This is a genomic window from Mesorhizobium sp. M0276, assembly GCF_040321755.1.
In the GTDB taxonomy this organism is placed as follows: Bacteria; Pseudomonadota; Alphaproteobacteria; order Rhizobiales; family Rhizobiaceae; genus Mesorhizobium.
Genome location: NZ_JAMYSC010000120.1, coordinates 1 through 6,188, shown reverse-complemented (window position 1 = coordinate 6,188; position 6,188 = coordinate 1). Strand labels below are relative to the sequence as shown.

5 protein-coding genes are annotated in these 6,188 nt (G+C 63.9%); 2 read left to right on the top strand and 3 right to left on the bottom strand.

From position 1 onward, the window contains the following. The first annotated feature begins 132 nt into the window (after positions 1 to 132). Positions 133 to 1,071, top strand: coding sequence for an alpha/beta hydrolase (locus NKJ01_RS35775; protein ID WP_352735263.1), 939 nt, complete (start codon positions 133 to 135; stop codon positions 1,069 to 1,071). A 28-nt stretch (positions 1,072 to 1,099) separates the two neighbouring features. On the opposite strand, the gene NKJ01_RS35770 is transcribed toward NKJ01_RS35775, so the two are convergent. The 3 genes from NKJ01_RS35770 to NKJ01_RS35760 all read right to left on the bottom strand — a co-directional run bounded on the left by NKJ01_RS35770 (position 1,100) and on the right by NKJ01_RS35760 (position 4,900). Continuing rightward, complete coding sequence (locus tag NKJ01_RS35770) at positions 1,100 to 2,758, bottom strand: FAD-binding dehydrogenase (protein WP_352735261.1); 1,659 nt, start codon at positions 2,756 to 2,758, stop codon at positions 1,100 to 1,102. A 26-nt stretch (positions 2,759 to 2,784) separates the two neighbouring features. Continuing rightward, positions 2,785 to 3,771 carry a Gfo/Idh/MocA family protein gene (locus NKJ01_RS35765; protein ID WP_352735259.1) on the bottom strand — a complete coding sequence of 329 codons (987 nt, stop codon included), beginning with the start codon at positions 3,769 to 3,771 and terminating at the stop codon, positions 2,785 to 2,787. Between the two features lie 238 nt (positions 3,772 to 4,009). Next, positions 4,010 to 4,900: a LysR family transcriptional regulator gene (locus tag NKJ01_RS35760; RefSeq protein ID WP_352735257.1), complete on the bottom strand. Its 891-nt coding sequence runs from the start codon at positions 4,898 to 4,900 to the stop codon at positions 4,010 to 4,012. 96 nt (positions 4,901 to 4,996) lie between these two features. Here NKJ01_RS35760 and NKJ01_RS35755 point away from each other — a divergent pair, with 96 nt between their 5' ends. Next, complete coding sequence (locus tag NKJ01_RS35755) at positions 4,997 to 5,992, top strand: aldo/keto reductase (protein WP_352735255.1); 996 nt, start codon at positions 4,997 to 4,999, stop codon at positions 5,990 to 5,992. Positions 5,993 to 6,188 lie beyond the last annotated feature (196 nt).

The following is a 6,188-nucleotide window of genomic DNA, read 5'->3' as shown; positions in this document are numbered from 1 at the left end:
AAAGAATCAACCTTTCCACTCAACGCAAGACTTACTCTTACTCATATGCGATTCCCCTGCCCTTGCGGGGGAGATGGCCGGCAGGGCAGAGGGGGGCGCCCGGGCTCAACCTTGGCAGCCCTTCCAGCGCCTATGACCGACTACAAAACGCTCATCGACGCCGAGACCTGGGCTTTCATCGAGCGGACCAATTCCTACTATCCGCCCGACACGATCGATTACACGATCGCGCAGCAGCGCGACATCTACGACCGCATGTGCCGCGAATTCTTTGCCGGCTACCCGCAAGGCGTCGCGGTCGAAACCTCCGCCATTGCAACGCGAACGCACGAGATCCCGATCCGCATTTACCGAAGCGCACGCCAAGCAGCCGTGACGGTGCTGTATTTCCATGGCGGCGGCTTCATTCTCGGCGGCCTGAACAGCCATGACGATGTCTGTGCCGAACTCTGCGACCGCACCGGCTACGAGGTGATCTCGGTCGATTACCGGCTGGCGCCGGAGCACTTGCATCCATCGGCCTTCGACGACGTGATGAGCGCCTTCGAATGGGCTGGCATCGCCCGCAGCCACCCAATTCTTCTATGCGGCGAGAGCGCCGGCGGCAATCTTGCCGCCGCGGTCAGCCACGCGACACGCGGCCATGCGAAACGGCCGATCGGCCAGGTGCTGATCTATCCCGGTCTTGGCGGCGACCGGTCGAAGGGATCCTATCTCAGGCATGCCGAAGCGCCGATGCTGACCATGCGCGACATCGAATTCTACAAGAACATCCGCACCGGCGGGCGAGACGGTACCGGCGACATCACGCAGTCGCCGCTTGCCGACGCCGATTTCGCCAACCTGCCGCCGACCGTGCTGATCACCGCGCAATGCGACCCGCTGTCGTCCGACGGCGAAGCCTATCGCGACCGCATCGTCGCTGCCGGCGGACGGGCATACTGGTTCGAGGAACCGGGCCTGGTGCATGGCTATCTCAGAGCCCGGCACACGGTCGGCCGCGCCCGCGCGAGCTTCACCCGGATCGTCGATGCAGTGGCCGCGCTTGGACAGGGCGCCTGGCTCTGGTGAGTGGTTTTGTCGTCTCGCGGTTTGGGCCTTATTGCACGGCCTCGGCCGCCGCCCGGCCGGCGCTGCGGCCGGAAAAAATGCAACCGCCGAGGAAGGTGCCCTCAAGCGCCGCATAGCCATGCACGCCGCCGCCGCCGAACCCAGCGGCTTCGCCGACGGCGTAGAGTCCCGCGACCGGCTGGCCATCGGCACCCAGAACGCGGCTGTCGAGATCGGTCTGCAGGCCGCCCAGCGTCTTGCGGGTCAGGATGTTGAGCCGCACGGCGATCAGCGGGCCATTTGCCGGGTCGAGCATCTTGTGTGGCTTGGCCGTGCGGATCACCCGGTCGCCGAGATAGGCGCGGGCGCCGCGCAAAGCGGTGATCTGCATGTCCTTGGAGAACGGATTGTCGAGCTGCCGGTCGCGGGCGCGGATTTCGCGCCCGACCTGGGCGACGTCAAGCAGCGGCTCGCCGCCGGCGAGCGCATTCATGCGGGCGACCAGCGTCGGCAATTCAGCCTCGACAATAAAGTCTTCGCCTTTCTCCATGAAGGCTTTGACAGGACCCGGAATGCCTGAGGTGGCGCGGCCGAGCACCTGGCGCCAGCTCTTGCCGGTCAAATCGGGATTCTGCTCCGACCCCGACAGCGCGAACTCCTTCTGGATGATTTTCCTGGTCAGGATGAACCATGAATAGTCGAAGCCGGTGCTCATGATGTGGGAGAGCGTTCCGAGCGTATCGAAGCCGGGATACAGCGGCACGGGCAGGCGCTTGCCGTGCGCATCGAGCCACAGTGATGAGGGGCCGGGCAGGATGCGGATCGCATGGTCGGTCCAGATCGGCGACCAGTTCTTGATGCCCTCGACATAGTGCCACATGCGGTCGCGGTTGATGATCGAGCCGCCGGCCTGCTCCGTGATCGCCAGCATGCGGCCGTCGACATGATCGGGCACGCCGGCGATCATGCGCTTTGGTGCCGCGCCGAGCCGCTGCGGCCAGTTTTCCCGGACAAGCTGATGATTGGCGCCAATGCCGCCGGAGGCGACGATCACCGCCTGCGCTCGGAATGCGAAATCGCCCGCGATGTCGCGTGAACTCTTGTGGCCGCGCTCGACAGTGCTCGGCTGCAGTATGTCGCCGCGCACACCGTCAACGGTAGCACCCGTGCGGGTCAATTCATTGACGCGGTGGCGGAATTTGAAACTGATCAGCCCCTGCTTCTGGGCCTCGCGCACGCGCTGGACGAAGGGTTCCAGCACGCCCGGGCCGGTACCCCAGGTGATGTGGAAACGCGGTACCGAATTGCCGTGGCCGATGGCATTGCCGCCGCCGCGCTCGGCCCATCCCACCACGGGGAAAAATTTCAGGCCGCGCTGAAGGAGCCAGGAGCGTTTCTCGCCGGCGGCGAAGCCGACATAGGCTTGCGCCCATTGGCGCGGCCAGAAATCCTCGGGCCGATCGAAAGCCGCTGTGCCCAGCCAATCCTCCAGAGCCAGATCGTGCGAATCGCGGATGCGCATGCGCCGCTGCTCGGGCGAATCGACAAGGAAAAGGCCACCGAACGACCAGAATGCCTGGCCACCGAGCGACTGCTCCGGCTCCTGGTCGACGATGATGATCCGTTTGCCGGCCTCGGCAAGTTCGGCGGCGGCAACCAGCCCGGCAAGGCCGGCGCCGACAATGATCACGTCCGCGTCGTCAGACATTTCCCCTCCCAATCAGCCGGCTAAGCTCAGACTGTCTCCCAGCTATCCTTGCCGCCGGCGCGGAAGATGGCGTCGATGACTTTCTGGTTGAGCACGGATTCCTCCAGCGTGAAGACGCGCTCCTTGCCGCCCTGTGCCGCACGCGCGAAGGTCTCGACCTCCAGCCGGTATTGCTGCGTGCCGGGAAAGCGGAACACTTGCGCCTCGGTGTGGTTCTGGTTGTGCAGTTCGACCCGGTGATGGTCGTACAGCCCGGCGTTGAAGGGCGAGAACACTTCGATGAAACCCTTCTCGCCGTGGAACACCATGACCTGGCGCGCCGCCATCTGCGTCGACAGGTAGAAGGACAGTTCGAAGTCGCCGAAATCGGCGCGGATCGAGGAGTAGATGTCGGTGCCGAATTTCTCGTCGCGTTCGATTGTCGCCTGCACGCGCAGCGGCTCCTTGCCAGTCGAAAAGCGCGTCGACACAGTCGGATAGACGCCAATGTCGGGCAGCGCGCCGCCGCCGAGATCGAGCTTGTTGCGCATATTGTTGGGGTCGACATTGTAGTAGGAGAACGCGCCCTGCACATGGCGCAGCCGGCCGATGGCGCCGCTGGCGATGAGATCGCGCACCTTGATCCATTGCGGGTGGTAGATGACCATGAACGCTTCGCAGACGAGCACTTTTTTGGCGTCGCGCAGCTTGATCAGCGGGAGAATGTCCTTGGCGTCGAGCGCCAGCGGCTTTTCGACCAGCACATGCTTGCCGGCTTCGATGGCCTTGGCTGTCCATTCGACATGTTGCGAGGTCGGCAACGGGATGTAGACGCCGTCGATTTCGTTGGAGGCGAGCAGGTCCTCATAGGAGCCGAAGGCATGGCGGGCGCCAAAGCGCTCGACCAGTGCCTTGGCCTTCGACAGGTCGCGACTGGCGATCGCCGACAGCACACCATTCTCCGCCTCGACCATCGCCGGCAGCAAATGCTCGCGGCCGATCTTGGCCGTGGACAACACACCCCATCGAAACATCAGGCTTCTCCATCACGATTACAGGCCACGAGGTTTGCCCGATATCGGAAGAAAAGCCAATTGGAGACTATCCATCGAAGCGCGCCTGCCCAATCAGCCAGTGGAGAATAATCGCGCCCCAGCCGTAGCGGGTCGTGCTGTTGGTGATCGATGTTTGCATAGGACGTGAACGAATGTTGGTGAGGCTTTCTTCCACCCTCCCCCTTGAGGGGCCCACAAGGGGGAGGGTGAGCGCGCTTTACCCACTCACCTTGAAGAAATCGACGAAGGCGCGCAGCGCCGGGCGCATCTGGCGGCGACTGGGGTAGTAGACGAAGAACCCGTCGAAGGGCGGGCACCAGTCCTCCAGCACGCGGATCAGCCGGCCGTCGGCAAGCGGTGCCCGCACATAGTCCTCGAAGACGAAGGCAAGCCCGGCGCCATCGACCGCTGCTTGCGCGATGAGCTGATCCTCATCGAGGATCAGTGGCCCCTGCGTGGCGATCTCGATCACCTCGCCATTCCTCTCGAACTCCCAGCGGTAAAGGATGCCGCTGGAGAAGCGGAAGCGGAGGCAGCGATGGTCGGCAAGGTCGCGCGGGTGGCGCGGTCTGGGCATGGCCTCGAAATAGGATGGGGCGCCCACCACCGCGCCGCGAATGTCCGGCCCGATCCGCACCGCGATCATGTCACGTTGCAGACTCTCGCCGAGCCGAACGCCGGCATCGAAACCGCCTTCGACGACATCGGTGAAGCGGTCCTCGATGGCGATCTCGAGCACGATATCGGGATAGGCCGCGGCAAAAGCGCCAAGCCGTGGCGTCAGCACCAGATGCGCTGCCGTGCGGGGTACGCTGAGCCGCAGATTGCCGGCAGGCCGATCGCGTGCTTCGATCGCCGTCTCCAGCGCCAGGTCGATCTCCGAAAGAGCCGGGCGCAATCGCTCCAGCAACTGCGCGCCTTCTTCCGTCGGCGCGACGCTGCGCGTGCTGCGCGCCAACAGGCGTACGCCGAGCCGTGTTTCCAGGCTGGACACGGCGTGACTTACCGCCGATGGCGCAATTGCCAATTCCTTGGCCGCGCCGCGAAAGCTGCCGCATTGGGCAACGGTTGCCAGCACTGCCAGCTGTGAAAGATGTGCTCGGTTCATTGATCTACTTTTTAGAACAACCCGTACACACATGAGCGGATTATCGAACGCAAAGCAAGGCGCTATCTTCCAGGCATCACAACAAGGAGACGCGTGATGCAAACTCGCAAGCTAGGTACTGAATTGAATGTCTACCCGGTCGGCCTCGGCTGCATGGGCATGAGCTTCGCCTATGGCGGCCAGGCGGAAGCCGACGCGATTGCCACCCTGCACCGCGCCGTCGAGATCGGCGTCAACTTCTTCGACACGGCGGAAGTCTACGGCCCCTTCGAGAACGAGATCCTGCTCGGCAAGGCGCTGAAGTCGGTGCGTGACAAGGTGACGATCGCCACCAAATTCGGCTTCAAGATCCTGGAAGAGGGCACCGGCATCGATCGCATGGCCGGCGTCGACAGCCGTCCCGAACACGTCAAGGCCGTCGCCGAGGCCTCGCTGAAGCGGCTGGGCACTGACGTCATCGACCTCTACTACCAGCATCGCGTCGACCCCAACGTGCCGATCGAGGATACGGTCGGCGCCATGGCCGAATTGGTGCGCGAAGGCAAGGTGCGCGCGCTTGGCCTGTCGGAAGCGAGTGCCGCGACCATCCGGCGGGCCCATGCCGTGCATCCGATCGCTGCAGTACAGAGCGAATATTCACTGTGGAGCCGCGACCCGGAAGACGAGGTGTTCGCCGTTTGCCGCGAACTGGGCATCGGCTTTGTCCCTTACAGCCCGCTCGGCCGTGGCCTGCTGACCGGCACGATCGCAAAGCCCGAGGCTTTGAGCGACGACGACTGGCGCCGCGGCCTGCCGCGCTTCCAGGCCGATGCCATGGCGGCCAACGCCGCCGTCATCGCCACGCTGGAAAAGATGGCGGCTGAAAAGGGCGTGACCACGGCACAGCTGGCGCTGGCCTGGGTGCTGCACCAGGGCGACTTCATCGTGCCGATCCCCGGCGCGCGCAAGATCCGCCATCTTGAGCAGAACACGGCTGCGGCGGAGATCGAGCTGAGCGCTGCCGAGGTAGCGGCCATAGGCGATGCGCTGTCGCCGGACAAGGTCGTTGGCAAGCGCTACACCGAGGAGCTGTTGGCGCTGGTGAATGGGTGAGTCAGGTCACCGTTGGAGGGGCGCTTCGGCGCCCCTTTTTCATGCGAACGTGACAGCGAAGGTTGCGAGAAGTCAGCGCGAAACACCCCCCTCTGTCCTGCCGGACATCTCCCCCCCAAGTGCAGGACTGTCCGGGGAAAGTTATTCATATATGAAGGCCATCTGATTGAGGCAGGATCGGTCTCTTGGTCGGTTC